Source organism: Paraburkholderia sp. SECH2 (genome assembly GCF_030464795.1).
GTDB lineage: Bacteria > Pseudomonadota > Gammaproteobacteria > Burkholderiales > Burkholderiaceae > Paraburkholderia > Paraburkholderia aspalathi.
Window position 1 is genome coordinate 235,540 of record NZ_JALPRH010000007.1, and the last position, 25,626, is coordinate 261,165.

Annotated in this window: 24 protein-coding genes and 1 pseudogene; 19 read left to right on the top strand and 6 right to left on the bottom strand. The window is 62.2% G+C overall.

Annotated features, from left to right (window positions below):
* The first annotated feature begins 195 nt into the window (after positions 1–195).
* A complete protein-coding gene (locus M0D66_RS15405; RefSeq protein WP_200653973.1) occupies positions 196–1,302 on the top strand; it encodes an NAD/NADP-dependent octopine/nopaline dehydrogenase family protein in 1,107 nt (368 codons plus the stop codon).
* A complete protein-coding gene (locus tag M0D66_RS15410; RefSeq protein WP_211706933.1) occupies positions 1,299–2,300 on the top strand; it encodes a 3-hydroxybutyryl-CoA dehydrogenase in 1,002 nt (333 codons plus the stop codon). The genes M0D66_RS15405 and M0D66_RS15410 overlap by 4 nt, the downstream gene beginning before the upstream one ends.
* A 57-nt stretch (positions 2,301–2,357) precedes the next feature.
* Here M0D66_RS15410 and M0D66_RS15415 read toward each other — a convergent pair whose 3' ends face one another.
* On the bottom strand, positions 2,358–3,158 hold the full coding sequence (locus M0D66_RS15415) for a helix-turn-helix domain-containing protein (RefSeq protein ID WP_211706932.1): 801 nt from the start codon (positions 3,156–3,158) through the stop codon (positions 2,358–2,360).
* A gap of 97 nt (positions 3,159–3,255) precedes the next feature.
* Between M0D66_RS15415 and M0D66_RS15420 the strand changes: the two genes are divergently transcribed.
* The 15 genes from M0D66_RS15420 (at position 3,256) to M0D66_RS15490 (ending at position 17,023) form a co-directional block, all read left to right on the top strand.
* Positions 3,256–3,507, top strand: coding sequence for a hypothetical protein (locus M0D66_RS15420; RefSeq protein ID WP_093645129.1), 252 nt, complete (start codon positions 3,256–3,258; stop codon positions 3,505–3,507).
* A 38-nt stretch (positions 3,508–3,545) separates the two neighbouring features.
* Positions 3,546–4,502 (top strand): zinc-binding alcohol dehydrogenase family protein, encoded by a 957-nt coding sequence (locus M0D66_RS15425; protein WP_211706931.1) that lies wholly within the window; start codon positions 3,546–3,548, stop codon positions 4,500–4,502.
* A gap of 94 nt (positions 4,503–4,596) precedes the next feature.
* Positions 4,597–5,562: a LysR family transcriptional regulator gene (locus tag M0D66_RS15430; RefSeq protein WP_093645125.1), complete on the top strand. Its 966-nt coding sequence runs from the start codon at positions 4,597–4,599 to the stop codon at positions 5,560–5,562.
* 171 nt (positions 5,563–5,733) lie between these two features.
* The gene (locus tag M0D66_RS15435) at positions 5,734–6,225 is read left to right on the top strand and encodes a hydroxyquinol 1,2-dioxygenase (protein ID WP_211706930.1); all 492 of its coding nucleotides are present in this window, start codon (positions 5,734–5,736) and stop codon (positions 6,223–6,225) included.
* 36 nt (positions 6,226–6,261) lie between these two features.
* A complete protein-coding gene (locus M0D66_RS15440; RefSeq protein WP_211706929.1) occupies positions 6,262–7,257 on the top strand; it encodes a hydroxyquinol 1,2-dioxygenase in 996 nt (331 codons plus the stop codon).
* Positions 7,258–7,353: 96 nt separating this feature from the next.
* A complete protein-coding gene (locus tag M0D66_RS15445) occupies positions 7,354–8,817 on the top strand; it encodes an aldehyde dehydrogenase family protein (RefSeq protein ID WP_211706928.1) in 1,464 nt (487 codons plus the stop codon).
* Between the two features lie 6 nt (positions 8,818–8,823).
* On the top strand, positions 8,824–9,882 hold the full coding sequence (locus M0D66_RS15450; RefSeq protein WP_211706927.1) for a maleylacetate reductase: 1,059 nt from the start codon (positions 8,824–8,826) through the stop codon (positions 9,880–9,882).
* Between the two features lie 42 nt (positions 9,883–9,924).
* Entirely contained in the window at positions 9,925–11,214 is a 1,290-nt protein-coding gene (locus M0D66_RS15455; protein ID WP_266210973.1) for an ABC transporter substrate-binding protein, read from the top strand.
* Between the two features lie 20 nt (positions 11,215–11,234).
* Positions 11,235–11,957 carry an ABC transporter ATP-binding protein gene (locus tag M0D66_RS15460; RefSeq protein WP_211706925.1) on the top strand — a complete coding sequence of 241 codons (723 nt, stop codon included), beginning with the start codon at positions 11,235–11,237 and terminating at the stop codon, positions 11,955–11,957.
* 2 nt (positions 11,958–11,959) lie between these two features.
* Positions 11,960–12,670, top strand: a complete 711-nt coding sequence (locus M0D66_RS15465; RefSeq protein WP_211706924.1) for an ABC transporter ATP-binding protein — start codon at positions 11,960–11,962, stop codon at positions 12,668–12,670.
* Positions 12,667–13,533, top strand: coding sequence for a branched-chain amino acid ABC transporter permease (locus tag M0D66_RS15470; RefSeq protein ID WP_200620395.1), 867 nt, complete (start codon positions 12,667–12,669; stop codon positions 13,531–13,533). The genes M0D66_RS15465 and M0D66_RS15470 overlap by 4 nt, the downstream gene beginning before the upstream one ends.
* Before the next feature lie 9 nt (positions 13,534–13,542).
* The gene (locus M0D66_RS15475; protein ID WP_244869786.1) at positions 13,543–14,652 is read left to right on the top strand and encodes a branched-chain amino acid ABC transporter permease; all 1,110 of its coding nucleotides are present in this window, start codon (positions 13,543–13,545) and stop codon (positions 14,650–14,652) included.
* An 8-nt stretch (positions 14,653–14,660) separates the two neighbouring features.
* Positions 14,661–15,524, top strand: a complete 864-nt coding sequence (locus M0D66_RS15480; RefSeq protein WP_244869785.1) for an intradiol ring-cleavage dioxygenase — start codon at positions 14,661–14,663, stop codon at positions 15,522–15,524.
* Positions 15,525–15,536: 12 nt separating this feature from the next.
* Positions 15,537–15,905: a Rieske 2Fe-2S domain-containing protein gene (locus M0D66_RS15485; protein WP_211706922.1), complete on the top strand. Its 369-nt coding sequence runs from the start codon at positions 15,537–15,539 to the stop codon at positions 15,903–15,905.
* Positions 15,902–17,023: a porin gene (locus M0D66_RS15490; RefSeq protein ID WP_211706921.1), complete on the top strand. Its 1,122-nt coding sequence runs from the start codon at positions 15,902–15,904 to the stop codon at positions 17,021–17,023. Before M0D66_RS15485 ends, M0D66_RS15490 begins: the two co-directional genes overlap by 4 nt.
* Before the next feature lie 71 nt (positions 17,024–17,094).
* Here M0D66_RS15490 and M0D66_RS15495 read toward each other — a convergent pair whose 3' ends face one another.
* A complete protein-coding gene (locus M0D66_RS15495) occupies positions 17,095–19,461 on the bottom strand; it encodes a DNA polymerase II (protein WP_211706920.1) in 2,367 nt (788 codons plus the stop codon).
* 215 nt (positions 19,462–19,676) lie between these two features.
* On the opposite strand from M0D66_RS15495, the gene M0D66_RS15500 reads away from it, so the two are divergent.
* Entirely contained in the window at positions 19,677–20,102 is a 426-nt protein-coding gene (locus M0D66_RS15500; RefSeq protein WP_054041262.1) for a PRC-barrel domain-containing protein, read from the top strand.
* 163 nt (positions 20,103–20,265) lie between these two features.
* Here the strand turns inward: M0D66_RS15500 and M0D66_RS15505 are convergent, their stop codons facing one another.
* The gene (locus M0D66_RS15505) at positions 20,266–21,276 is read right to left on the bottom strand and encodes a DUF2891 domain-containing protein (protein WP_093645177.1); all 1,011 of its coding nucleotides are present in this window, start codon (positions 21,274–21,276) and stop codon (positions 20,266–20,268) included.
* Between the two features lie 84 nt (positions 21,277–21,360).
* Positions 21,361–21,447 (bottom strand): annotated as a pseudogene (locus M0D66_RS15510) (hypothetical protein); the annotation flags it as partial.
* Positions 21,448–21,649: 202 nt separating this feature from the next.
* Here M0D66_RS15510 and M0D66_RS15515 point away from each other — a divergent pair.
* Positions 21,650–22,867: an amidohydrolase family protein gene (locus M0D66_RS15515; RefSeq protein ID WP_211706919.1), complete on the top strand. Its 1,218-nt coding sequence runs from the start codon at positions 21,650–21,652 to the stop codon at positions 22,865–22,867.
* Positions 22,868–22,936: 69 nt separating this feature from the next.
* Here the strand turns inward: M0D66_RS15515 and M0D66_RS15520 are convergent, their stop codons facing one another.
* Both M0D66_RS15520 and M0D66_RS15525 read right to left on the bottom strand, forming a co-directional pair.
* Positions 22,937–24,388: an amidohydrolase family protein gene (locus M0D66_RS15520; protein ID WP_266210974.1), complete on the bottom strand. Its 1,452-nt coding sequence runs from the start codon at positions 24,386–24,388 to the stop codon at positions 22,937–22,939.
* Positions 24,389–24,429: 41 nt separating this feature from the next.
* Positions 24,430–25,626: an amidohydrolase family protein gene (locus tag M0D66_RS15525; protein ID WP_211706917.1), complete on the bottom strand. Its 1,197-nt coding sequence runs from the start codon at positions 25,624–25,626 to the stop codon at positions 24,430–24,432.

The window sequence follows — 25,626 nt, forward strand, 5'->3', positions numbered from 1 at the left end:
AGCGGGCAGCGCGCTCATCATGCGATGGCCATTTTTTTCGCGCAAGAACGGATCGACCCGGATAGCGCGATTGTTCATCAGGCGCGCGACCGCATTCTCATTGAGTTGCCGGATTTGAATGCGGCTTGCGCGCGGTGAAGCGTCTTTGTGCCGGCGACCCCGTAGTCTGATGATCATCGAACAAGGAGAAGTGTGATGAATGTCAGCGTACTGGGCGGGGGGCATGGCTGCTATGCGGCCGTGATCGACATGCTGGAAAAAGGCCATAACGTGACGTGGTGGCGCCGCGATACGGTCGCCGCGGCGCGGCTGCGCGAACTCGGCGCGCTCAAGGTCAAGGACTTTCGCGGCGAGCGGCGGGTGCCGATCGGCGCGCAGCCAGGCGCGATACGTCTCGTCGACGATCTGGCGGAAGCGGTGGAGGGCGCAGCGCTCATCGTGATTCCGTTGCCTTCAACGACGCACGAAGCGCTGGCGGCTCAACTGGCACCATTTCTCGCGGACCATCAGGTGGTGTTCCTGCCGCCCGGCACGTTCGGCAGCTATGTGTTCGCGAAGGCGATGCACGAGGCGGGCAACGCGCACGAGGTGGCCTTCGCGGAGACCGGCACGTTGCCGTACCTCGCACGCAAACATGGCGAAGACAATGTGGTGGTGAGCGCGTACGCTACGCGCCTGCCGAGCGGCGTCTTTCCCGCACAGTTTGCGGCGTGGGCGGTTCCGGTGCTGCAGCAGGCCTATCCATCGGTCGAACCGATCGAGGATGCGTTGAGCGGCGCCCTGATGAACGCGGGACCGGTGATCCACCCGCCACTGATCATGATGAACGCCGGCCCGCTCGAGCACTTCGATGCCTGGGACATCCATAACGAAGGCACGCAACCGTCGATCCGCCGCGTGACGAGTGTGCTCGACGCCGAACGTATGGCGGTACGCGAGGCCCTTGGCTACGGCGCGCCGCATTTTCCGCTCGCCGACCACTATGCGAGCGAGGGCGACGAGTGGATGTACGGCCGCGGCGCGCACGGCAAGCTGACCGATAGCGGCGACTGGCGCGAGGACATCGATCTGAAGACGCACCGCTATATGCTCGAAGATACGCGGCTCGGTTTGTCGTTTCTTGTTTCGGCGGGACGCTGGGCTGGCGTGCCGACGCCCGTCGCCGAAGGTCTGCTGAATCTGGCGAGCGCGGTGTCAGAGCGTGACCTGTACGGCGAAGGCCGCACGCTCGAGCGGCTGGGCCTTGCGTCGCTTTCGCGCGAGGCGATGACGGCCTTGCTCGAACGGGGTTTCGATCAATGAGCGCGGCCGTCGACATCCAGCACGTTCATATCCTCGGTGCGGGGCGGATGGGGCAAGGCATCGCGCTTGCCTTCGCTTATGCCGGCTTGCGCGTAACGCTGATCGACTTCAAGGAGCGCGACCCGGCGGCTCGCAGCGCCTTCGCGGCTGCCGCGCGTGGCGAGATCGTGCGGCAGTTGCAGACGCTGGTGGTGTTGGGCCGCATCAGCGAGGCGCAGGCTGCGGAGACGATGGCGCGCATCGTCATCGTGGATCGTGAGCACGCGCGGGAAGAGCTTGCCGAAGGCGAGATCGTCTTCGAGGCCGTGCCGGAAGTGATGGAAGCCAAGCAGACCGCGTTCGCCTGGCTATGCGAACACGCCGGGGCGGACGTGTTGTTTGCATCGACCACGTCGACGTTTCTCGTGACCGAGCTTCAGCAAGTGGTCGCGTATCCCGGGCGGCTTCTCAACGCGCACTGGCTCAACCCGGCTCACTTGATGCCGCTTGTTGAAGTCAGTCGTAGCGATGCCACGGCCGCAGCGACCGTTGAGCGCGTGGTCGCCTTGTTGCGCCGGGTTGGCAAAGTGCCGGTGGTGTGCGCGCCGTCGGCGGGATACATCGTGCCGCGCATCCAGGCGCTGGCGATGAACGAGGCCGCGCGCATGGTCGAGGAGGGCGTTGCCAGCGCGGAAGACATTGATACGGCTATCCGTACCGGTTTCGGTCTGCGGTTTTCCGTGCTGGGTCTGCTCGAATTTATCGACTGGGGCGGCTGCGACATTCTCTACTATGCGTCGCACTATCTGGCGCGGGCGATCGATCCGCGCTTCCTGCCCGCCACGATCGTCAGCGACAACATGCGGGAAGGCCACGATGGTCTGCGCGATGCGCGTGGCTTCTACGATTACGCGGATGTCGATGTGCCGGCGTATCTGCACAAACGGCTCGGTGAATTCAGCAGCTTGCTCGACAACACGGGACTCGCGCCTGTGTTTAATGCCGCGTTGAAAAGCTGAACGGCGTCTGCGAAGAAAGTTCGTTGAGGGCGAAACGGTGTGGACGCCCCTCATGAATCAGATGACGACTCTATCGTCTGGATTCGCAGCCGTTGCGTATCGCCCTGGCGTCGTCCCCATCACTCGCCGGAACATGTCGATAAACGCGCTGACGTTGTCGTAGCCGAGTTCGAGCGCAATCGTCGTGACAGGCAGGCCATCCGCGACGAGCTCGAGCGCTCGAAGCAGACGGGCCTGTTGACGCCATTGTGCGAACGTCAGGCCCGTCTCCGCCACGAAACGCCGACTCAGAGTACGTGGTGCGACGCCGGCCCACGCGGCCCATTCTTCCAGGCGGCGATTGTCTGAAAGGTCGCTCGCCAACGCGTCGGTGATCCTGACGAGCCTTGGATCGTCGGGGCTCGGCAGACCTAGTGATTCCTCTTTCGCCGCTGCAAGTTCATCGACGATGACGTCCGCAATACGCGTCTGCGCCTCGTCGAGTTCGATGCCCGGCCAGGTCGCCGCGCGCCGCACGGCTTCGCGCAGCAAGGGGGCCGTCCTGATCGCGCGAGGCTCACGAGGTAAGGGCGCGCACCTTTCTTCAGCGATAAACACGCTCCACCCTGAGAACGGGCCATACGACCGCACGGAGTGGACGCAATGCGGCGGAATCCAGATCGCGTGTATCGCAGGAACAACCCATTGCTGCTTGTCGAGTCCGACCGAGACGAGGCCGCTCAGCGCGCCCATGAGCTGTCCGCGCGCATGACTATGTGGCGCCGTCGCGCGCGCTTCGTTTTGCGTCAGCTCGGCCGCGGCGAGATAGGGACCTTCCTGCGAGGTCACGAGATCGGGGCGAATGAGGTAAGTGGACATGGCCGAAACACCGTATGGAATGGCCTTTATACCGGAGACGGGCCGCTTTTGCACGACTACACTGGTTTTGTTCTTTTAACGACCGGAGTGCAGTGCGATGCGAGCAGAACAGATTCTTCCCGATCACGTCGACCAGGTCGACTTCAACGGCACGACGGTCCGCAAGGGCACCGTCGCGGCTTTTCTCGCCAGTGCGCGTATCTGGAGCGATGAAGGCGCCAGTGAAGAGGCGCGTGCCCATGCCGAGGCCGACATTGTCGAAGGGCTGCCTGCACTGCGCGCAATAGGACTCTTCGATGTGCTCGAGATCCGTGATGTTTCGCTGCGCAATTGGCTCGACGCACATTGATCGGGACGCAGCCTCAATCTTCTCTTCGAGGAATTCTCATGAAAGCTGCAGTAGTTAAAGGTGCGGGGCAGCCACCCGCTTACGAAGACTTCGATCGTCCCAATGCGCTGGCTGGCCATCATCTGATCGACGTCGCCGCTTCGGCGTTGAGCCGGATTACCCGCAGCAAGGCAGCGGGCTCGCATTACTCGGCGTCGGGCGCGTTCCCGTTCGTCGCGGGCGTCGATGGTACGGGGCGTCTCGAAGACGGCCAACGTGTCTATTTCTTCGCCCCGCAAGCGCCGTTTGGCGCGCTGGCGGAACGCAGCCTCGTGCCCGAGGCAAACTGCATTCCGCTCCCCGATGCGATCGACGACGTCACAGCGGCCGCTATCGCGATTCCGGGCATGTCGTCCTGGGCCGCACTGACCGAGCGCGCCAGGTTTGTGCAAGGCGAGACGGTGCTGGTCAACGGCGCAACGGGTGCCTCCGGGCGACTTGCTGTGCAGATCGCGAAGCATCTCGGCGCCGGAAGAATCATCGCGACAGGCCGTAATCCGGCCAGCCTCGAATCGCTCAAACGTGCCGGTGCCGATTTCACGATCTCGCTAGAGCAGGACGAAAACAGCCTGAGCCGCGCCTTCGAATCACATTTTCGCCAAGGGGTGGACGTCGTATTGGATTACCTGTGGGGACCCAGCGCACGGTCATTGTTGATCGCTGCGGCAAAAGCATCGGCTGATGCTTATCCGGTTCGCTTTGTCCAGATCGGCGCGATTAGCGGTGCCGATATCCAGTTACCGGCGGCCGTGCTGCGCGCGACCGCGATCACCCTGCTGGGCAGCGGAATTGGCAGCGTGACTTTGCCTCGTCTCCTGCATGCGGTAAAAGAAGTGTTCAATGCAACGGTACCCGCCGGACTTCAGATTGCAACGGAGGCCGTGCCGCTTTCCGATCTGAACCTGCATTGGGGCAGCAGCGATAGCCAGGTCCGCACTGTCTTCACGCTCCGGTAGTTCCAGTTGTCGTTGCCGCGTCTCGATGCCCGAAGCAGACTACACTTGCCGTAAGCAAGGCAGACTACGGGCCACAGAGACCGGAGGAGACAAGATGGACCTGTTCATGTCGATGGAAGCGTTCGTGCGGGCCGCGGAAGCACAGAGCTTTGCCGGTGCCGCGCGCCAGCTGGGCGTCGCCAAATCGGTGGTGACCTCGCGCGTCAAGCAGCTCGAAGACCATTTCGGCGTGCCGCTCTTTCATCGTTCAACGCGCGCGGTACGCCTGTCGGAACTCGGCGAGACTTACTACCGTGAGTGCGCCGAGCTGGTCAACAAGGTCCACGATCTGTCCGGACGCTCGCGCGGCGATCCGCAGGCGCTCGCCGGCACGCTCAATATCCATGTTCTACCGGGCTTCGCGCTTGGGCATTTTTCGCAAACACTGATCGAATTCCGCGCCGCTTACCCACGCGTCGAGTTCGTCGTGACCGTCAATGACCGGGTGATCGATCCCGTACAGGAGGGCTTTGATCTGGCCTTGCAGATCTATCCGCCGGCGTCCAATTTGCTGGTGGAGCGGCGTCTCTTTCCCGTGCGTGGCGTGCTGTGCGCGGCGCCCGGTTATCTGAAGGAAGAGCCGGTGATCGAGACGCCGCTCGACCTGTTGCGGCACGATTTCGCCCGTTATTCGTACTACCCATGGGGCGACAAGTGGCCGCTGATGCGCGGCAACGAGTGCTTCGAAATCGCGCTGAATCCGGTACTTAAAACCAATAGCGTGCACCTGCTGCTCGAGTTCGCGCGGGCCGGTGCGGGCGTCGTCTATTTGCCGACGATGGTCGCCGCGGCCGATCTGCTCGAACGGCGCCTTGAACGCGTGCTGCCGGAGTACGCGGCGCCGCCGTTGTGGCTGTCGGCGGTCTATCCTGCCTCGCACCGCTCGACCACCAAGGTCAAGGCTTTCGTCGACTTCCTGCGCGCCCGCTATCTGCGCGAACCGCAGTGGGACAAGGCGCTCGGCATTTCACCGCCGGACGACGAGACCAAAAGCGTCGGCGAGGAGCTGGCCGAAGACTGAGAACCCCCGCAGAACCCGCGGGTTCTCCACCAGGTAGTTTCCCTGGCGCGATTTTGAAGCACCCATGGTTCGCGTTTCCCGACCCTCAGATCATTGCTGTTGCGCCTGCCGCCACTTAATCTTCGATCCAAGCAACGCATTCGCGGATTCGTAGATCAACTGGAGGCAGACATGCAAGAGACCTGGTTCGGTAGCCTGGACAATTTCCGCAAAGGCTCCATCGAAATCATCACGGGCAAACCGGAGCACTACGCGATGTCGAACGTATTCGACGTCGCAAGCCGCGCAGAGCCCTACGAGAAAGTCGTCGTCGGCAAGAATCTCAAGTACGTGATCGAGACACTGCGCGCGGAGGGTTCGTCGCCGTGGTTTGCTGCGTCGCACGATGAATTCGCGGTCGTGCTCGACGGCGAGATCGACATCTTTTTCATCAAGCCGTCGGACGGCCCGCTGGTCGACGCGCAGACCGAAGGCAGCGTGCGGCTCGAAGGCCAACCGTCGGGCCAGTCGATGGGTTATGTGCGGCTGCGTCGCGGTCATCAGGCCCTGCTGCCTGCGGGCGCCGCGTATCGCTTCGAAGCGAGGACGAAAGGCGTGCTGCTCGTGCAGACGATCCTCGGGCGCTATTCGGTCGAGAAGTGGGCCGACATCTGCATCCACTGATTCCCTCTACCGATCGATCCTCTACTGGAGCCCATCATGGACAAAGCCAGCACCCTGCAAAACGTCACCGCGAGCGAGGCAGACGCGGTGAGCGGTTATCGCACGTTCCGTCTCGGCGATTTCGAATTTAGCCGAGATGCTTATTTCGCCACCGTCAAATGGCCCGCGAAAGGCCAGATCCGCTCGCACCAGATGCATGCCGACGACTTCCTGCGCGCCATGATGCGCGACGTGGCGTGGGGTTTCTTCTACGGCTGGGTCAACTTCGACGAAGTGATCGGCACCCGCAATCACTACGGCAAGGTCGACATGTATGCCGGTGCGTACAACGCGAGTTTCAAGGAAGCCGGCGTCGATCATATGCAGCAGTTCGACACGCCGCTCATCATGGCCACGTTCAAGGCGATTCTGCGGGACTGGGTCAACGAAGGCTTCGATCCGTTCGCCGCGCCTGAAGAAACCGGCTCCGCGTTCGGCACGAAACATGGCGACAACATCTCCGCGATCGAGCGCACGCGGATCGCCACGAAGCGTATGCCCGGCCTCGAAGGCGATTCGCCATTGCGTGACGACTTGCCGGTCAATCGCCAGTTCGCCGATGTGGTTCAGGATGAACCCGAGATTCATGCAGAGCCAGGATTTGAGAGCGCGTTGCATGCGTTCAGCCTCTTCAAGTACCTGTCTCGCTCAGACGTGACGTGGAATCCGTCGGTCACGTCGGTCTGCCAGCAGAGCCTGTTCTGCCCGACCACCGAGGAATTCGTGCTGCCGGTGTTTCATGGCAACGACCGCGTCGAGTGGTTTCTGCAACTGTCCGACCAGATCATCTGGGACGTCGCCGATAAAGACAGCGGCGAGCCGCGTGCACGCATCACGATGAACGCGGGCGATATCGCCGCGATGCCGGCCGACATCCGCCACAAGGGCTATTCGCAGAAACGTTCGATGCTGCTGGTGTGGGAGAACGCCACGCCCGATCTGCCGAAGCGCTACGAAAGCGGTGAATTGCCGCCGTATCCGATCCAGATCTAACTCTCAGACATCCCCTCCGATCGTCGATCGAACGGCGCCAGACCGCTGGCGCCGCGGGGATTGTCACGTCCAAAGTTTTACTTGCGCGGGATTGACATGCAAACGCAACTCTTCATCGGCGGCCGCTTCGTGCCGGCTGCAAACGGCGAAACGCTCGCCTCCCTTAATCCGCACGACAACTCGGTGATTGCCGAAGTCGCGATGGCCGGACCCGCCGATGTCGACCGCGCCGTGGCGGCTGCGAAGGCGGCGTTTCCGAAGTGGAGCAATCTCGCCGCGATGGAGCGGGGGCGTTTGCTGCTCAAACTCGCCGACGCAATCGAAGCAAACGCCGATGCACTGGCGCGCCTCGAATCGCTCGATACTGGGCACCCGATTCGCGACACACGCAATCTCGATGTACCGCGCACGGCAGCGACGTTCCGCTATTTCGGCGGCATGGCCGACAAGTTCGAAGGCTCGGTAATTCCGGTCGAGCAGGGTTTTCTGAACTACATGACGCGCGAGCCGGTCGGCATTGTCGGGCAAGTGGTGCCGTGGAATTTTCCGCTGATGTTCACGAGTTGGAAGATGGCGCCGGCGCTTGCGGCAGGCAATTGCGTGATCATGAAGCCCGCTGAACTCACGCCGCTCTCGAGTCTCGCCATCGCCGAACTGATGGCGGAGGTTGGATTTCCAGAGGGTGTCGTCAATATCTTGCCGGGCCTCGGTCATGTGGCAGGTCAGTACATCGCCGAGCATCCGGAGATCAGCAAGGTCGCCTTCACCGGTTCGACTGCGATCGGCCGCAAGATCGTGCAGGCGTCGAGCGGCAATCTGAAGAAGGTCCAGCTCGAACTCGGCGGCAAAGGCGCGAACATCGTATTCGGCGACGCGAATATCGGTGCCGTTGTGCAAGGTTCCGCGTTCGCGATTTTCCATAATCAGGGGCAGGCGTGTATCGCCGGCTCGCGGATGATCGTGCACGAATCGATCGCCGACGAAGTGCTGGAAAAGTTCGTCGCGTTGAGCCGTACGATCCGGATCGGCAATCCGCTCGATCCCCTGACCGAAATGGGTCCGCTCACCTCGCGTCAGCATCGCGACCGCGTGCTGTCGTTCGTCGACGTCGCACGTGAACAGGGTGGCCGCGTGCTGGCGGGCGGCAAGGCGCCGGACGATGCCACGTTGGCGAATGGTTGTTATGTCGAGCCGACCATTGTCGAAGCGAAGCCGGAGCATCGCGTGTCGCAGGAAGAAGTGTTCGGTCCGTTCATGACGGTCACCACATTCCGCACAGACGAAGAAGCACTCGCGATCGCGAACGGCACCGAATACGGTCTCGGCGCGGGTCTCTGGACACGCGACCTGCAACGCGCGCATCTCGTGGCGCGCGAGATTCGCGCCGGCATGGTGTGGATCAACTGCTACAAGCGCGTGAGCCCCGCGTCTCCGTTCGGCGGTGTCGGCGCGAGCGGCTATGGACGCGAGATGGGTTTTGAAGCGATGCGCGAATACACGCAGCCCAAGTCGGTCTGGGTCAACGTGGATGCGCAGATTCCGCCTTACTACCCGCGCTGAACCGCCATGGAATCGTTCGTCTATAACGGCCTGCCGTCACGCGTGATTTTCGGTGTGGGCAGTCTCGACCAGCTCGATCGAGAGATCGGCTTGCTCGGCGCCATGCGCGCGATCGTGCTGTCCACGCCACAGCAGCGTGCCCAGGCCGAAGCGTTGGCGGCAGGTCTTGGCTCGCGGGCGACAGGCGTCTACGCCGAAGCGGTGATGCACGTGCCAATCGAAACCGCCCGCGCGGCCCGCGATTTTGCCGCGCAGGTCGGCGCCGATTGCGCGATCGCGATAGGCGGCGGTTCGACGACCGGACTCGGCAAGGCGATCGCGCTCGAAACCTCGCTGCCGATCATCGCGATTCCGACCACTTATGCAGGCTCCGAAATGACGCCGATCTACGGCCTCACCGAGGACGGCATCAAGAAAACCGGCCGCGATCTGCGGGTATTGCCGAGAACGGTGATCTACGACCCGTCGTTGACCACGTCGCTGCCGCCCGCGTTATCGCTGACGAGCGGCATCAATGCAATCGCCCACGCGGCCGAGGGGCTCTACGCGCAGGACACGAACCCGATCATTGCGCTGATGGCGGAAGAGGGTATCCGCGCGCTTGGTCAAGGTCTGCCTCGGGTGATGCTGAAACCGGACGATCTCGCCGCACGCGGCGACTGCCTCTATGGTGCATGGCTGTGCGGCGCCGTGCTCGGCAGCGTTGGCATGGCGCTGCATCACAAGCTGTGCCATACGCTCGGCGGCACGTTCAATCTGCCGCACGCGGAAACGCACACGATCGTGTTGCCGCACGTGCTCGCCTATAACCGTGAGGCCGCACCGGGGGCGATGAAGCGTATCGCACACGCGCTGCATGCCGACGACGCCGCGCAAGGTGTATTCGACCTCGCACGCGACAACGGTGCGCCTACCGCGTTGAAAGACATTGGTGTAAGCGCAAGCGATCTCGACCTCGCGCTCGATCTCGCGTTGAAGAACCCGTACTGGAATCCGCGGCCGGTTGAACGAACGCCGCTACGCGCGCTGCTGGAAGCTGCGTTCGAAGGCAGACGGCCTGATTAGCACGAACGCCCCCACTCATACAAAAAAATTCAGGAGACAACCATGGACGCATATTCCTTCGATGCGAAGCGCCGCCGCTTCGTCACACTCGCCGCGGGTGGCGCGCTCGCCGCGTCAACCTCGGCGTTCTCGCCGCTCGTCTTCGCCGCCGGCCCGCGCACGCTGAAAATCGGCTACGTGTCGCCGCAAACCGGCCCGCTCGCGCCGTTCGGTGAAGCCGACCGCTTCACGATCCAGCAGATGCAGACGACGCTGAAAAACGGCATCGTGATCGGCGGCAAAACCTATCCGGTGTCGATCGTCGTCAAGGACAGCCAGTCGAATCCGAATCGCGCCGGCGAAGTCGCCAACGATCTGATCCTGAAGGACAAGGTCGACATCATGCTCGTCTCCGGTACACCCGAGACCGCGAATCCGGTGAGCGATGCGTGCGAGCTGAACGAGATGCCCTGCGTGTCGACGGTCGTGCCGTGGCAGCCCTGGTTCTTCGGCAGAAAGGGCGATCCGAAGAAAGGCTTCCGCTTTACCTATCACTTCTTCTGGGGGCTCGAGGATGTGATCACCGTCTACACCGGCATGTGGCAAGCGGTGCAGACCAATCACAGTGTTGGCGGTCTGTTTCCGAACGATGGCGACGGCAACGCCTGGGGCGATGCGAAGCTTGGCTTTCCGCCAGTGCTCGCGCAGAAAGGCTTCACGCTGAAGGATCCTGGTCGCTTCCAGAGCATGACGCAGGACTTCTCCGCGCAGATTTCGTCGTTCAAGCAGGCGAATGCGCAGATCGTGACCGGTGTCGTGATTCCGCCCGATGCGAAGAACTTCCTCGTGCAGGCGCGTCAGCAAGGACTGAAGCCCAAAGTCATTTCGATCGGCAAGGCACTGCTGTTTCCCACTTCGATCGAAGCGCTCGGCGATCTCGGCGATGGCCTCTCCACCGAGGTGTGGTGGTCGCCTTCGCATCCGTTCAAGTCGTCGTTGACGGGACAAAGCGCGCGGCAAGTCTCGGACGACTACGAGCGCATCACGTCGAAACAATGGACGCAGCCGATCGGTTTCGCGCATGCGTTGTTCGAAATCGCCGTCGATTCGCTAAAGCGCGCGAAAGACATCGACTCGAATGAAGCGATCCGCGACGCAGTGGCAGCGACGAAGCTCGATACGCTGGTCGGTCATGTCGCATGGGGCAGCGGACCGGTGAAGAACGTCGCGAAGACGCCGTTGGTAGGCGGCCAATGGGTGAAGGGACAAAAGCATCGCTTCGATCTCGCCATCGTCAACAACCAGCTCGCGCCGAACGTGCCGCTATCCGGCCCGCTCAAGCTGATCGCGTGAATGTATAGCGGAGAGCGGTGATGAACCCAGTTCTAAGATTGACCGGCGTGTCGAAGCGTTATGGCGCGCTACAGGTGACCGACGACATCAGCTTCGCGGTCGAACGCGGCGAGACATACGGCATTCTCGGCCCGAACGGCGCCGGCAAGACCACGCTGTTCAACCTCGTTAGCGGTGACGTGCGGCCCGATCAGGGCAGCGTCGAATTCGACGGCGCGGACGTGAACCACTTATCGCCACATCGCCGATGCGCGGCGGGGATCGGCCGCTCGTATCAGGTGCCGCGGCCGTTCGGCGGCATGACGGTATTCGAAAACCTGCTGGTCGGCGCGACCTTCGGTGGCGAACTGGCCGAGCACGCGGCCTACGACGTCTGCATGGATGTGCTCGAACGCACGGGGCTCAAAGCGCGCGCCAACCAGTTGGCCGGCACGCTGGGGCTGTTGGATCGCAAGCGCCTCGAACTGGCCCGCGCATTGGCCACGCAGCCGCAGTTGTTGCTGCTGGATGAAATTGCAGGCGGCCTGACCGAACCCGAAACGCACGAACTCGTCGACGAGATTCGCCGCGTGAAAGAAGCGGGCGTGACGATCGTGTGGATCGAACACGTCGTACATGCATTGCTCGCGGTGGCCGACAGGCTGCTCGTCATCAACTTCGGCAAACGGCTTGCTGAAGGCCTGCCCGGCGCCGTGATGGACGACCCCGAAGTGCGGCGCGTGTACCTCGGACTGGAGGCGTGACCATGTCGGCATTACTGGAGACTCGCGCGCTGAGCGCGTTTTACGGCGACTTCCAGGCGCTGTTCGGCATCGACGTGACAGTCGCACCCGGCGAGGTGATCGCGCTGATCGGCTCCAACGGCGCGGGCAAGTCGACCTTTCTGAAATCGGTGGCGGGGCTGCTGCGCCCCCGTTCCGCCGGGCAGATCCTGTATCGCGGCGAGCCGATTGGCGGCGCTGCTGCGGCGAGCATTGTCGGCAAGGGCATTGCGCTGGTGCCGGAAGGGCGGCGTCTGTTTGCGAGCCTGAGCGTCGAAGAAAACCTGCTGCTCGGCGCATTTTCCAAACGGCCCGGCCGCTGGAACCTGCAAAGCGTCTACTCGCTGTTTCCGGCCTTGCGCGAGCGCCGTCACCATGCGGCCACGGCCTTGTCGGGCGGTCAGCAGCAGATGGTCGCGATCGGCCGCGCGCTGATGAGCAATCCCGATCTGTTGATGTGCGACGAACTTTCGCTCGGCCTCGCGCCGGTGATCGTGCGCGAGATCTATGCGGCGTTGCCCGCGATTGTCGCAGACGGCATGAGTGCAATCGTCGTCGAGCAGGACGTGCAACTGGCGCGCCGCGTGTCGTCGCGTTTCTATTGCTTCCAGGAAGGACGCGTGTCGCTGGCGGGCGTGTCGGCCGAGGTGTCGGACGAGGCCATCACACAGGCATATTTTGGAGCGGTCGCATGAACACGTTCATCAATATCGTCGTACAGGGCGTGCTGCTCGGCGCGCTGTATGGGCTCTTCGCGATGGGGCAATCGCTCGTATTCGGCGTGATGCGGCTCACCAACACCGCGCACGGTGATTTCATCGTGCTGCTGGTGTTCGTGCTGTTCGCCCTGACGAACTACGCGCATCTGCCACTCGCCGTGTCGCTGGTGCTGCTGCTCGTGATTGCGTTTGGTGCGGGTTACGCGGTGCAGTACACGATCCTCAATCGGGTGAGCAGCCGCGATCCGCTGCCTTCGCTGATCGTCACGTTCGGCTTGTCGATCGTGATCCAGAACGTATTGCAACAGGTGTTCTCCGCCGATCCGCGTTCGATCGCAACCGGCAGCTTCGAATCGAAGAGCCTCACGCTCGCGGGCGGTATCACGCTGGGCTATTTGCCGCTCGTCACTTTGGTCGTCACCACCGCTTTGGCTTTCGCCATGCAGTGGTTGTTCGGCCGCACGTCACTTGGCCGCGCGTTTCGCGCCACCTCGGATGACCGCGAGATCGTGCAACTAATGGGCGTCTCCTATCGCCGCACTTATGCACTCGCGATGGGCATCGCGTTCGTGCTGATCGCAGTCGCTGCCGCGCTGTATTCGATGCGCACCGCGGTGTCGCCGACCGATGGCCCGGCATTGCTGCTGTACGCGTTCGAAGCCGTGATCATCGGCGGGATGGGCTCGTTCTGGGGCACCTTCGTCGGCGGCATGGCGCTTGGAATTGCGCAGCAGGTGGGTTTTTACTTCGATCCCGGCTGGGGTATCTGGCTCGGCCACGTGGTGTTTCTCGGCGTGCTGGTGGCCCGGCCGCAGGGCTTGCTGCCCAAAACCGCATAGAGGCTCGATATGACGATGATGCATATGAACCGGCCCGCAGGGGGCTTCGAAGTGCGGCGCGCGACGCGTGCGAGCCGCGTGGCGATGATCGTGCTGCTGATCGTCGCGCTGGCGGTGGCGAGCGCGCCATGGTGGGCCGGGCGCGATGCGATGCGCGACTTCGTGCAGCTCGCGTCGTATCTGGTGTTCGCGTTGATGTGGAATCTGCTGGCGGGCTATGGCGGGATGGTGTCGATCGGGCAGCAGGCGTTCTTCGGCATCGGCGGCTATGGGATGCTGATTCTCGCCAACTACTGCGGGATCTCGCCGTTCGTCGCTGTGCCGATCGCGGCGGCAATCGCAACGGTCATCGCAATTCCTGTATCGATGGTGGCGTTCCGGCTCGAAGGCGGTTACTTCGCGATCGGCACGTGGGTGATCGCCGAAGTGTTCCGGCTGACGGTGGCGAACGTCTCGGTGCTGGGCGGTGGTTCGGGCACCAGCCTCACCGCGTTGCAGGACGTGCCGCGTGCGCTGCGTGAATCGCTGACGCTTTGGCTCGCGCTCGTTATCGTCGCGGCCGCGATCGGTCTGCTGTATCTGTTTCTGCGTTCCAAAGCCGGTCTCGCATTGACCGCGATGCGCGACAACGCCGTGGCGGCCAGCAGTCAGGGTGTCGACGTGAAGCGTGCACGCTTGCTCGTCTATCTGGTATCCGCGTGCGGTACAGCGTTGGCCGGTGGCCTGTATTTCGTCGGCAACCTGCGTATCTCGCCGGACGCGGCGTTCTCGGTGAACTGGACCGCGTTCGGCATTTTCATCGTGATGATCGGCGGCCTGGGCACGCTCGAAGGGCCGATTGTCGGCGCGCTGATTTTCTTTGTGCTCAACCAGTTCCTCTCCGACTTCGGCACCTGGTATCTGATCGGGCTCGGTGCGCTGGCGATCGTTGTGACGATGTTCTTCCCGCAAGGGCTGTGGGGCTTCGTATCGCGCCGCTACGGACTGCAATTGTTCCCCGTGGGACGCCGCGTTGTATTCGTCGATGCCGGCGCTTCTCAACAAGATTCACAGCAAGCTTCGCCGCGCGATGCATCGCCCGATTCCGTCGAAGCGCCGTCGGCTCCCCATCGCGCATGAGGTCGACAATGAACGACGAAACCATTCACCCCTTGACGCAGAACGTGCTCAGGACGTTTGCCGACTGCACCGATCCTCGACTCAAGCAGATCATGACCGCGCTGGTCAAGCATCTGCATGCATTTGCCAGCGAGGTTGAACTGACTGGCGAGGAGTGGCGCCGCGGCATTGAATTCCTGACGGCGACCGGCAACAAGTGCAGCGGCATTCGCCAGGAGTTCATCCTGCTGTCGGACACGCTCGGCCTGTCGATCATGGTCGACGCGATCAATCACGAGCGCGCAGGCGACACGACCGAGAGCAGCCTGCTCGGTCCGTTCTACCGCGAGGGCGCGAAGGATGAGGCCTTCGGCGCCAACATCGCGCGCACCGAAGGCGAGCCGACGCTGATCCACGGCCGTCTCGTCGACGAACGTGGCGCACCAGTGCCCGGCGCATTGATCGAGGTGTGGGAAACGGCCAATAACGGCATGTACGAAGGCCAGGATCCTGATCAGCCCGAGAGCAACCTGCGCGGCAAATTCCGTTCTGGACCGAACGGCGAATACGCATTCAGAACTATCAAACCAACCAGCTATCCGATTCCGACCGATGGCCCGGTCGGACAGATGTTGCTCGCGACCGGACGTCATCCGATGCGGCCCGCGCATATCCACTTCCTGATCGAGGCACCCGGCTACGAGACGCTCACCACCGCGTTGTATTCCGCTGGTGATCCGTATGTCGACTCCGACGCGGTATTCGGCGCGAAGCCTTCGCTCGTAATCGACTACGTGCCGAACCACAGCGCTTCGGCCGCGAAGGAATGGGACTTGCCGAGCCCGTTCTTCGAAGTCCAGCGCGACTTCGTGATGAGTCGACGACTCGCGTGAGGAGGGCAGGTCATGAATGCCGCAAGTCCCGAACCCCATGCGGGCTTTCTGTGCGCGCTCGACGATATCCCGGACGGCGGCGCGCTGGAAGTTGCCGCTGAGCAAGCCGGTGCCCCTGGCATCGTCGTGGTGCGCCGGGGTGATGACGCCTGGGCCTATCGCAACGTCTGCCCGCACTTTTCGATTCCGCTGAACTACGAGCCGAACACGTTCTGGGCTTACGACGCCGAATTGCTGATGTGCGCGCATCACAGCGCGATGTTCCGTTTCGAAGACGGTCAGTGCATCGACGGTCCGTGTCAGGGGGCGGCGCTCACGCGCGTTGCCATTCGTATCGAGCAGCGAAATATATTCAACAACGATGGAAGGGGACAAGCATGAACAAGACGAAGACGAAGCGCTTTTCGCTAGCAGGCTGCACGGTCGCGTTGATGGCGCCGGGTTTCGCAGGCGCGCAAAGCAGCGTGACACTGCAAGGCGTGATCGATGCGGGCGTCACCTATGTGAACAACCAGCATGGCGGCGCCGCGACGCTGTTCGACAGCGGCGTGCTGTCGCCGGATTTGCTGACCTTTAAAGGCAGTGAGGATCTGGGCGGCGGCAATAAGGCGATCTTCGAACTCACGTCGCAGTTCGATCTGGGCAGCGGCGCGACGATCCCCGGCGCAGGACAGCTTTTCAATCGCACAGCCCTGGTGGGACTCACCAACGACCGCTTCGGCTCGCTGACCTTCGGCAATCAGTATGACTTCATGTTCGAGACGCTGACGCTCGGACTGTATGACGGCGCGTTCCTGTTCGGCGGTATCTACGATTTTCGTCAGGGGCCGTTTACTGCGTTGGGCGTGCCGAACAATCCGACCGGTTCGTTCGACTTTGACCGGATGGCGGGCGCAACGCGTGTGGGGAACTCGGTCAAGTATCGCAGCCCGGATATATCGGGCTTCACTTTCGGCGCGCTCTTTGGCTTTGGTGGCGTTCCGGGTTCGTTCTCGGAAGACTCCACCATGAGCTTCGGTGCGAACTATGCGAACGGTCCGTTCGGCATCGGCGCGGCGTATGTCGAAGTGAAATATCCGCAACTGGGCGACGGTCACGACGGTATCCGCAATTTCGGGGTCGGCGCGCACTATAACTTCGGCAGCGTTCTGGCCATGCTGCTGTACACAAACACGAAGAATACGGCGAGTGGTGCGAAGATCGACGTGTACAAGGGCAGTGCGGCGTGGACGATCTCCGGGGCATGGACCCTCGGCCTCGACTATGCGTATATGAAAGGCAACGACGTGCTGCTGGACAACAAGGCGCAGCAGATCACCACGGCGCTGCAATACAGTTTCTCGAAGCGCACCACTGGCTATATTGAAGCGATGTATCAGCGAGCGGGCGGCGATGCGGCGGTGACGCGGGCGTGGATCAACGGTTTGTTGCAACCGGACGGTGCGGCGAGCAACCGGTCGCAGACGCTTGCACGCATTGGCTTGCGCACGAGCTTCTGAGGATGCGGCGGTTGTTTTTCAAGCAGACGTGTCATGTGGCTTCTGCGAAGCATTCATTGCCAATGCTGCTCTCAGAACAACTGTCTCTGCCCCGACACCAAGGTCGTAAAATCATCGCGCAATAACGGCAGAATCGCGTCGGCGACCGGTTGCAACTGCCGGGTCAGATAGTGTTCGTAGTCGATCGCCGAGCGCAAGGTTTCGAGCGGTTCTGGTCCGGCGGTTGTCATCACATAGCTGATCCAGCCGCCGTCCTGGTATTGCAGCGGACGCCCCTGTTGCCGGTTGAACTCGTCGGCCACACGAGCCGCGCGCACATGGGGCGGAACGTTGCGCTCGTAGTCGCCGAGCGAGCGGCGTAGCCGCTTGCGGTACACGAGTTGATCGTCCAGTTTTCCTGCCAGCGTATCGCGCACGTAGTCGCGCACATAGTCCTGATACGGCTGTTGCCTGAAGATTCGCCCGTAGAGTTCCTGCTGGAACTGCTGGGCGAGCGGCGTCCAATCAGTCCGCACCGTTTCGAGCCCTTTGTAGACGATCTCCTCGCCACCGTCCGGCAAGATAGTCAGCCCGGCATAGCGCTTCTTGCTGCCTTCCTCGGCGCCGCGAATCGTCGGCATGAAGAAGCGCTTGTAGTGCCGCTCGAATTGCAACTCGAGCGCGCTCTCGAGGCCGAAACGTTTCTGCAGATTCTGCCGCCACTGCGCGTTGATATGTTCGACAAGCGCCCGGCCGATGCGACTCGCTTCTTCCTCGCTATGCGCGTGCTTCAACCACACGAAGGTCGAATCCGTGTCGCCGTAAATAACCTCGTAGCCTTGCGCCTGAATGAGCTCACGCGTGGTGTGCATGATTTCATGGCCGCGCATGGTGATCGATGACGCAAGGCGCGGGTCGAAGAACCGGCAGCCTGTGGAGCCGAGCACGCCGTAGAAGGCGTTCATGATGATCTTCAACGCCTGCGAAAGCGGCTTGTTGTTCTCGCGCTTGGCGGTTTCGCGCCCCTGCCACACCTGGCCGACAATCGACGGCAAACAATGGCGGGTGCGCGAGAAGCGTGCGCCGAGAAAACCCGGCACCGATTGATCGTCGCCAGGATTGAGCATGCCTTCCACGAGACCCAGCGGGTCGATCAGAAAGGTGCGAATGATCGACGGGTACAGGCTTTTGTAGTCGAGCACCAGGACCGAGTCGTAGAGGCCGGGCCGCGAATCCATCACGAAGCCACCGGGGCTCGCGGCACCGGCTACGTCACCGAGATTCGGTGCAACGTAGCCTTGCCGATGCATCCGCGGCATGTACAGATGCGTGAACGCCGCGACAGATCCGCCGCTTCGATCCGCGGGCAGGCCGGTGACCGTCGCGCGCTCCAGCAAAAACGGTAGCAACTCGGTCTTCGCAAAGATGCGCGTGACCAGTTCGCAGTCTTTCAGGTTGTACTGCGCGAGTGCAGGTTTGTCCTCATCGAAGCGACGCTGGATTTCATCCATGCGCTGATACGGATTGTCGATCGACTTGCCTTCGCCCAACACCGTGCGCGAAACGTATTCGAGGCTGAACGAAGGGAAAGTCCACGTGGCGGAGCGCAGCGCTTCGATACCGTCGATGATCAATCTTCCCGCAGCGCCCGCGAAGAAATGGTTCTGCTTATGGCCATGCTCGCGCCATTCCATGACCGCGCCGCCGCGGCCGAGCCGTAATGGCACGCGATATTGTTCGGCATGCTGCTGCAGCACACGCAAATCGAACTGCACGAGGTTCCAGCCGATGATCGCGTCGGGGTCGTGCCGTTCCAGCCACGCGTTCAGTTTTTCGAGCAACTGCGCGCGGGTTTCGCAGTATTCGAGGTCGAAGTGGACGCCGCTCGCATCGCCGTTCGGCGGCCCCAGCATATAGACCTGGCGCTGCCCGCAACCTTCGAGCGCGATCGAATAGAGTTCGGCGTGCGCGCTGGTTTCGATATCGAGCGACACCAGCTTCAATGACGGCCGGTAGTTCGTGGCCGGCTTCAATTCGCCGTTCAGAAGCGGGCCGCCATGCTGTGCGTCGCCGGCGAACCACACCGGCGCGGTAATGAAGCGCTCCATCATGTAGCGCTCGGGCGGGAAGATGTCGGCCTCGTAGACATCGACGCCGCCTTGTTTCAGGCGTTTTTCGAAACCCGTTAATTGCCGGTATTGCGGGCAATAAAGCCCCATCACCGGCCGATGCTGGAAGTCGCACAGTTCGAGCGGGCGCAGATCGAGCGGCGCTTCGCGGCGCAGGATGGTTTCCGCTCGCTCGCGGTGGTCGGCCGGAATGAAGGCTACCGAAGGCTGAGGACGCAGGCGCACGTGACGGGGCCCGCCGTCTGTTGCCAGCCAGAAATCTACCTCCGTGCCGGCGGGGGTATCCCGCCAGTGTCGGGTCAAAATGAAACCCTGTTCAAGCTCAGTCAAACTTCCACCTCTAAACGGGCGTCATCGCCTGGCTCGATTTTACCGTTATGCGCTTTGGGCCGCGCCTCCGCCTTTTCGTGGCAGCGACGGGGGCGTTTCGTTCGCGCGACACGTCTGGATGCAGACCCGCCGCGTAGTCTGTATCATCGTTTGGCAGCGATTCCTTCGGCGCAAACCATGCGCCGGTCAAGTCTACTAAGAACGGAGTGAGCGATATGACGTTGAGCAAACTTGTTGTCGTGGTCGCGGTAGCTGCAACCAGCTTTGGTGCACAGGCGCAAGTCGCCGGCACGCAACCTTTGAGCGTCACGGTCGAACAGTCCAATGCGCTGCTGAGCGGCTGGAGCGTGAAGAAGAGCATTCTCGGTAAGGCCGTCTACAACGACCAGAACGAGAAGATTGGTTCGATCCGCGATCTGGTGGTCGCTCCCGACGGCTCGCTGTCTGCTGCCATCGTCTCCGCAGGTGGATTTCTCGGCGTGGCGTCGCATGACGTAGCGGTGCCGATCGCTGCGCTGGATATTCGCGGCGGGAATTTCTATCTGGCCGGCGCGACCAAAGATGCCTTGAAGGCGACGCCGGAGTTTCAGTACAACAAGGTTCAGGCGCCGCCGAAGCCTAAAAAGCTGACTGGCCAGTAATGCGTTAAGCCGGCGGATTCAGCGGCGGGGCTGCACCAGGCGGCTTCTGAATCACCCGGCAAAAGAAAACGGCGCTTGCGGCGCAGAACGGTAGCTGAATCCAAACCGTTTCACGCTTGCGGCGCCGTTTTTGCATTCAATTCGGCCCCCGTCGGGCCGCTGCTCACGCTTCCAACGCGAGCGTGGCGAACGTGCCCAGCCAGTGTTCGCCCATATAGTCGCCCGCCACATGCGGCAGGGCGCTTAGAAGATGCCGCTCGGCCGAATCGAACAGGGCAGTCCGACGCACGTCGCCGGCGGGCAGTGCGCGCGCCAGCGACCGCTGGCACCATGCACGGCTCAGATTCAAACCGTCCAGGTGCGCGATCTTGCCGTCGGTACGGTCGGTTACTGTGACGGGTTCGAACAGCGTGGCGGGTTTTTTCGCGCCGAGATCGGGCAGAAAGCGTCTGAACCATTCGACGAATTGCGCGGGCGGCAACACGCGCCGCATCAATTCCGCTTCCATCAGCGAAGGCGACAAAAACTCATCGCCGGCGGGCTCCCAGGCCTGACAGGCGACATCGTTCAGGAACCAGCGCTCCGCCGTATTTACCAGCAACGCCTCCAGCGATTCACGCGAAGTCTGCCGCGCGAAATCTAGCGTGAGCGCAAGTGCGAATGCCATATTGAAGTGCGTGCCGACGCGCAACGGGTAGGTCGCTTTCGGCAGAAATTCTTCGAAGCGGCTAACAAAAGTCGCGGTAAGCGGCGCAAAGACCTTGGACCAGCGCGCGGCCTCCGAGAGCTTCAACGAATGAAGTTGCGCGCTCAGCGCGAGCAGCCATGCCCATCCATACGGACGCTCGAAACCGCGATTGTGCGGCAGGTCGAGATACGCCAGTTCGCCAGCCACATTCGCTTCGGTGAAATGCTCGTCGACCACCGCAACGATGCGCGCTGCTTCAGGCAGATCGGGAAAACGGTCGAGCAGATGCAGGATCAACCAGTAGCCGTGCACGCATGAATGCCAGTCGTAGCTGCCGTAAAAAATCGGATGCAGGGCGCGCGGACCTTGCACGTCTTGCGGGCCGGCAAGCGAGTGGGTCAGCTTGTTCGGATACTCGCGCGTGAGGTGGGCGAGCGCGAGATTGGCGAATTTGGACGCGAATTCGGGCGTGAGTTGGACAGTCATCGGCGCCTCCTCAAAAGCGGAATGCAATAAGTACGACAGTATGATATTGACGACCGACAATAGTAAAGCAGCCGGTCGCCGCGCCCGGATCGGGCCATTCGGGCCATTCCGGCTTTTCAGTTCCAGCAGCGCGGCCGGCGCGATATTGAAGTTCGGCGCCGTCGGCGCCATCAAAGTGCCGCAAAAGCCGCACAGTACGCCGATCTATCCAGAAAATGAATACAGGCCATTCCAACATTTAATTTGTGGATATATCGGCGGTCCGATATGGTTCAACGATCCATTCCACACAAGACCATGCGGCGCAACGAACGCAACCCGATCAGGGCGCGCTGGATGCGTGCTTGAGTCCTGATTTGCAGAGGCCAGAACCATGTTCGACCGCGTATTCGTCAATGCCGTAGACGCCGACGGCAACCCGCTCAACCTCGCCGTGCGTGAGGGGCGCCTTGCGGCCATCGGTCCGGAACGTCCCGCGATCGGCGGCGCGGAAGTCGTCGATCTGGCCGGGCACCTGGTGTTGCCCGGTTTCGTCGACGGGCATATTCACCTCGATAAAAGCTTCGTTGGCGATCGCTGGCGTCCTCATCGTCATGTCACAAGCCTGCGCGAGCGGCTCGCTATCGAAAAGCAGGAACTGGCAAGCGCCGGGCCGATCGTCGAGCGCGCCGACGCGCTGATCCGCCAGGCTGCGTCGTTCGGCACCATTGCGATGCGCAGCCATGTCGACGTCGACGCGACGACGGGTCTAACCAATCTGCATGCCGTGATGGAAGCGCGCGAGAAATGGCGTGGCGTGGTGGATATCGAACTCGTCGCGTTCCCGCAGGCGGGCGTCGTGTCGTGTCCGGGGACGGCGGAGGTGCTCGATGCGGCAGCCCGTGAGGGTGCGCAGGTGGTGGGCGGAATCGATCCGACAACGCTGGATGGCGACGCCGATGGCCAGCTCGATATTGTCTTCGGCATTGCTGAAAAGCGTGGCGTGAAAATCGATATTCACCTGCATGAGCCTGAGCAGCAGGGGATCGATCAACTGCATCGCATTGCCTCGCGTACCCGTGCAGCGGGGTTGAACGGCCGGGTTTCGGTGAGCCACGCCTACGGGCTCGGCGACGTCGCACCCGAGGTGGTGGATCGTATCGCCGCCGCGCTTGCAGAAGCCGGTGTATCGATCATGACGAATGCGCCGGGCGACCGCGCGTTCCCGCCGATCCTGCAATTGCGCGCAGCCGGAGTGCGTGTGTTCACCGGTAATGACAACATTCAGGACGCGTGGTGGCCGTACGGCAACGGCGATATGTTGCAACGGGCCATGCTGGTTGGTTATCGCTCAGGTTTTTATACGGATGAAGAACTGGGCGTTGGGCTTCGCATGGCGACGGAAGCAGGCGCTGCGGTGCTGGGGAAAGGTGACTACGGATTGAAGGTCGGCAATGAGGCGACCTTTGTCGTCGTGAAAGCGCCGAATGCGGCCGCTGCCGTTGCTGCAGTACCGGCAGAACGTGCCATTGTTCGAAGCGGGCAATTCTGGGGCGATTCGTCCCGCTTGTTGTTTAAGGTCACGTCGGCAGGCGTGGGCTCTGTCGGCTGAGGTTGAAGTTGTTGTCGGGCACCGAGCCGGTGTCTGGAGCGGCTTGCGTCGTCGCAAGCCGCTCCACCCTCAATAATGGCTACCTCGCCACAATGTAGGCGGCGTTTCCAGCAAATGACGCAGCCCTGCGCGGTCGAACGCTTGATCCGCGGCCACCTGCACGCGCTCCAGAATGTCCCCTTCGTCGACCGACAACACCCGGTAGTTCTCCATCAGGACTTTGCCGCCGACCATCGTCATGCACACGTCGCCGGCATTCGCGAAGCAGGTGACGCGATGAACAGGCATATTCATCGGCATGAGGTGCGGCTTGAACAGGTCGACCAGAATGATGTCGGCCTGCTTGCCCACTTCGAGCGAACCGAGCTCGTGGTCAAGCGACAACGCCTTGGCGGCATCGATCGTGACCATTTCGAGCACCTTGCCGTGCGGCAGGACGTCCGGGTCACGAAAATGTCGACGGTGGTAATGCATGCATTGCCACATGTGGCGGAACATGTCGTAGCCTCGATCGGGCGCCGCGCCATCCGAGCCGATCGCCACCGTCACGCCGGCATCGATGAGTTCCGGAACCGGGCAACGTCCGATGATCGACATGATCGCGCTTGGGTTGTGCACGATCGAGGCGCCGGTTTCAACGCACGCCGCGATATCCTCGGAGGTGAGATCGATGGCATGCGACATGAACGACTTCGCGTTCAGCAGTCCCAGCTCGCGATGCGCGAAATCGAGCGAACCGGCGCGATGGCCGTCCTGCGTCAGACTTAGACCGCGCTCGCGGGCCAGCGCCGTGTAGCGCTCGGCCTGAAGCCGGACGCTGCGTTCGTGTGCCGCGTGCTCGGGATAGTGCTGCGGAGCGTAGACGGGCAGCGTCAACGCAATCTGGATACGGCCGTTGGCATCGCCATGGCATGCGTCGATGATCTCTTTGCAAACCTCATACATCTGCGCGAAATCGACGTCGCGCGTCACGCTGCCGTTCGCGCCGTGCCGGGTGTAAGCGCGTGGTTCGGGTGGCCGCGACGGACCGACCGCGACGATCGAACGTGTGCCCGTTTTAACCACCGCGTCGCAGTGACGCCGCGCGTACACGGGGTCGTCGACGCGCATGATCGAGTCCCCGCCGCCGAGCAGCGATACACCCGTTGTCACGCCCGCCTTGAGGCGCTCCAGCGCCGCAAGATGCGATTCCATTTCCCAGAACGTTTCGTCCGAGGCGCGCGTATAGATCGCCTCGCACGCCGCCGACCACGCATCGCCGTTCGCGCCGCCAATCGTCCTCAACATCGCGTGCCCGGCATGGGCGTGTGCATCGATCAGGCCTGGCAGCACCGCTTTGCGGCGCGCGTCGATTACGCGGTCTGCCTGGTATTGCTGCGCAAGCTCGCTTGTCTCGCCGACGGCGACGATGCGGTCCCCTTTGATGGCCACTGCGCCATCTTCGATAACGCGGCGTGTGGCATCGATTGTGATCACGCAGCCGTGCTCGATCAGGATGTCGACCTGTTGCTTATCGTTCATATGCCAATTCTTCTTGTGTCTTTTAAGGTGCTCTCGCACAGTTACGCGGCGTCGACCAGCGCTCCATTGCGCGCGACGATGCGTCCGTTTGCGATAACCAGCTTGCGTTTTGGCCGTGCAACCACGGCATGCGCGACGCACTCGGCATCGACCAGTACGAGATCCGCGCGTGCACCGATACGCAGGCCATAGTCGGCGAAACCGCAACCTCGAGCGGCAGCGTCGCTCACGCAGTCGAAGGCAATTGCGAGGTCGTCGTCGCGTCGCAAGTCATAGCGCATGCCGATCAGCATCGCGCGCTCGAGCATGTCCGGCACGCCATACGGCGACCAGGTGTCGCGAATGCCATCGTTGCCGCCGAAGATCGTGATGCCTTTGTCCCTGCAAACCTTGAGCGGCGGAACGGGACGAGACGGCGGCGCGCTGGTCAGAAGCGCTAAACGCAAATACGAGATCCGTTCGAGCAGCGCGTCGCGTTCACGTTCGGGCAATGCGCCGAGGCAAAATGCGTGGCTGACGACGACTTGCCCCTGCATGCCCGTAGCGGCAACGCGATCGAGCAGCAGTTTCAGCGTGAACGCGCCGACTTCACCGGGTTCGTGCAGATGGATGTCGATCGGCTTGCGATAGCGCTCCGCCAGCTCAAAGGTCGCGTTCAACGACGCGACGGGATCGCCGTCGATCAACGCAGGATCGAGCGCGCCGAGAACATCAGCGCCCGCAGCGAGTGCGCTGCCTAGCAGTTCGACAGTACCGGGACGGATCAGCATCCCCGATTGCGGAAACGCGACGATCTGCATGTCCAGCACATCGCGCATTGTCTGCCGCGTGCTGAGTACGCCTTCGATATAACGCAGGCCGGCGTCGGTATCCACGTCGACATGGGTACGCAGTCGCGTCGTGCCTGCCTGCACGAATGCCCGCGACAGTGTGAGCGACTGGCTGGCCGCATCGTGTCCCGACGTCTTGCGCCATTCGCGCTCGTTGCTGATCCGGTCGGTTAGTGCGGGTCCGACCTCGTTGCGATACCACGAGCGGCCCCAGTGGCTTTTATCGATGTGCGTGTGCCCTTCGACGAAACCCGGCAGCAGCAATGCGCCGCCGCCGTCTTCGGCCAGCACGCCAGGTTGCGCTTCGACATGCGGGCCGAGCGCCGTGATGCGGCCATCGGCGATGGCTACGGAAACCGCCTGGCCATCAGCCAGCCGGACGTTGGAAAGAAGAATAGAGCGAGTCAT

Coding starts and splice junctions, on each gene's coding strand:
- M0D66_RS15405 (WP_200653973.1), top strand. CDS start 196: ATGAATGTCAGCGTACTGGGCGGGGGGCATGGCTGCTATGCGGCCGTG.
- M0D66_RS15410 (WP_211706933.1), top strand. CDS start 1,299: ATGAGCGCGGCCGTCGACATCCAGCACGTTCATATCCTCGGTGCGGGG.
- M0D66_RS15415 (WP_211706932.1), bottom strand. CDS start 3,158: ATGTCCACTTACCTCATTCGCCCCGATCTCGTGACCTCGCAGGAAGGT.
- M0D66_RS15420 (WP_093645129.1), top strand. CDS start 3,256: ATGCGAGCAGAACAGATTCTTCCCGATCACGTCGACCAGGTCGACTTC.
- M0D66_RS15425 (WP_211706931.1), top strand. CDS start 3,546: ATGAAAGCTGCAGTAGTTAAAGGTGCGGGGCAGCCACCCGCTTACGAA.
- M0D66_RS15430 (WP_093645125.1), top strand. CDS start 4,597: ATGGACCTGTTCATGTCGATGGAAGCGTTCGTGCGGGCCGCGGAAGCA.
- M0D66_RS15435 (WP_211706930.1), top strand. CDS start 5,734: ATGCAAGAGACCTGGTTCGGTAGCCTGGACAATTTCCGCAAAGGCTCC.
- M0D66_RS15440 (WP_211706929.1), top strand. CDS start 6,262: ATGGACAAAGCCAGCACCCTGCAAAACGTCACCGCGAGCGAGGCAGAC.
- M0D66_RS15445 (WP_211706928.1), top strand. CDS start 7,354: ATGCAAACGCAACTCTTCATCGGCGGCCGCTTCGTGCCGGCTGCAAAC.
- M0D66_RS15450 (WP_211706927.1), top strand. CDS start 8,824: ATGGAATCGTTCGTCTATAACGGCCTGCCGTCACGCGTGATTTTCGGT.
- M0D66_RS15455 (WP_266210973.1), top strand. CDS start 9,925: ATGGACGCATATTCCTTCGATGCGAAGCGCCGCCGCTTCGTCACACTC.
- M0D66_RS15460 (WP_211706925.1), top strand. CDS start 11,235: ATGAACCCAGTTCTAAGATTGACCGGCGTGTCGAAGCGTTATGGCGCG.
- M0D66_RS15465 (WP_211706924.1), top strand. CDS start 11,960: ATGTCGGCATTACTGGAGACTCGCGCGCTGAGCGCGTTTTACGGCGAC.
- M0D66_RS15470 (WP_200620395.1), top strand. CDS start 12,667: ATGAACACGTTCATCAATATCGTCGTACAGGGCGTGCTGCTCGGCGCG.
- M0D66_RS15475 (WP_244869786.1), top strand. CDS start 13,543: ATGACGATGATGCATATGAACCGGCCCGCAGGGGGCTTCGAAGTGCGG.
- M0D66_RS15480 (WP_244869785.1), top strand. CDS start 14,661: ATGAACGACGAAACCATTCACCCCTTGACGCAGAACGTGCTCAGGACG.
- M0D66_RS15485 (WP_211706922.1), top strand. CDS start 15,537: ATGAATGCCGCAAGTCCCGAACCCCATGCGGGCTTTCTGTGCGCGCTC.
- M0D66_RS15490 (WP_211706921.1), top strand. CDS start 15,902: ATGAACAAGACGAAGACGAAGCGCTTTTCGCTAGCAGGCTGCACGGTC.
- M0D66_RS15500 (WP_054041262.1), top strand. CDS start 19,677: ATGACGTTGAGCAAACTTGTTGTCGTGGTCGCGGTAGCTGCAACCAGC.
- M0D66_RS15505 (WP_093645177.1), bottom strand. CDS start 21,276: ATGACTGTCCAACTCACGCCCGAATTCGCGTCCAAATTCGCCAATCTC.
- M0D66_RS15515 (WP_211706919.1), top strand. CDS start 21,650: ATGTTCGACCGCGTATTCGTCAATGCCGTAGACGCCGACGGCAACCCG.
- M0D66_RS15520 (WP_266210974.1), bottom strand. CDS start 24,388: ATGAACGATAAGCAACAGGTCGACATCCTGATCGAGCACGGCTGCGTG.
- M0D66_RS15525 (WP_211706917.1), bottom strand. CDS start 25,626: ATGACTCGCTCTATTCTTCTTTCCAACGTCCGGCTGGCTGATGGCCAG.